Here is a 1,354-nt window from a genome sequence, read left to right as displayed (position 1 = left end):
TTGACATCCTCCCGACGCTGCTCTACGAGACAGCGCGGGATTCCCTAACATCACTGATAGGGGCTTTCTGTTTCTTAGCACCAGCCTGACGAGATTTACTCTCAGAAGGTCTTACAGTCGCTCCACAGACTGACACTGCGAGTCCCGCAGCCAAAATATTTATCGAAGCGTTGATATCCCGGTCATGGTGGCTACCACACTCAGGGCAATCCCACTCTCTAATATTTAGAGGTAATTTTTCTACTATGTGCCCACAATTAGAGCAACGTTTAGAGCTAGGGAAATATCTATCAACTTTGATTAATTCCCGTCCATACCATTCAGCCTTATACTCTAATTGCCTGACTAATTCTCCCCAGTTGGCATCACTTATTGCTCTTGCTAACTTGTGATTCTTGACCATATTTTTTACTGCCAAATCCTCAACTACTATCGTTTGGTTTTCTCTAATTAGTTGGGTAGTCAGCTTGTGAGTATAGTCAAACCTCGAATCTTTAATTTTTGCGTGTATCCTAGCTACTTTAAGTCTAGCTTTTTGATAGTTATTAGACCCCTTAGTTTTTCTAGATAGAGACTTCTGAGCTAACCTCAGTTTCTTGTGTAATTTACTTAGATTCTTAGGGTTGGCTACTTTTTCTCCATCACTTGTAGCCACTAAACTGGTAATTCCTAAGTCAATGCCTAAGAGTTTTTTGGTCGGCTTGAGTTTTAAATCTCTGGTGTCATTGACTCTCAAAGACACAGACCATCTACCAGAGGGGTCTAGCTTCACTGTAATTGTGCTAGGGGCACAATCTTGTGGCAGTTGCCTACTCCATCTAATAGGTAATGGTTCAGCACATTTAGCCAAATATATTTGACCATTTCTCCACTTAAATGCAGATTTTGTAAATTCGGAACTACCGCCATTGCGCTTTTTCTTAAAGTTTGGGTATTTAGCACGTCCACTAAAAAAGTTGGTGAAAGCCGTCTGTAGATGCCTTAAACCTTGCTGCAATGGCACACAGCTTACTTGTGTCAGAAAATCTAAATCTTCCTGCTGTTTCCAGTTGGTAAGCATAGCTGAAGTTTGCTTGTAGCTTACTCTTTCTTTCTGTTCATACCAAGCTTGAGTTCTCGCTGCCAAAGCTTTGTTGTAGACCAAGCGTACACAACCCAAAGTCCTCCGCAACAGATTTTCCTGTTCTGGAGTTGGATAAAATCTAAATTTGTACGCTTTTTCAACCATCTACTGTTTACTTAATTTGCTTTTACAGTTTAACAGATTATGTGTGAAAGCGCAACATTGATTGGTTTTCGCGGACGACGCTCCCCTACGGGAGAGCGCGGGTCTCCAACCAACGTTGAGATGAAT

At 41.7% G+C, this 1,354-nt stretch carries 1 protein-coding gene; it reads right to left on the bottom strand.

Features of this window, described 5'->3' with window-relative positions:
* Positions 1-22: 22 nt before the first annotated feature.
* Positions 23-1,228, bottom strand: coding sequence for an RNA-guided endonuclease TnpB family protein (locus F6K23_RS40620; protein WP_293166895.1), 1,206 nt, complete (start codon positions 1,226-1,228; stop codon positions 23-25).
* Positions 1,229-1,354: the final 126 nt, after the last annotated feature.

The sequence above is a fragment of the Okeania sp. SIO2C9 genome (assembly GCF_010672455.1).
Taxonomy (GTDB): domain Bacteria; phylum Cyanobacteriota; class Cyanobacteriia; order Cyanobacteriales; family Microcoleaceae; genus Okeania.
Note: the sequence above shows the minus strand (reverse complement) of the source record. Positions and strands in the feature narration are given on the sequence as shown.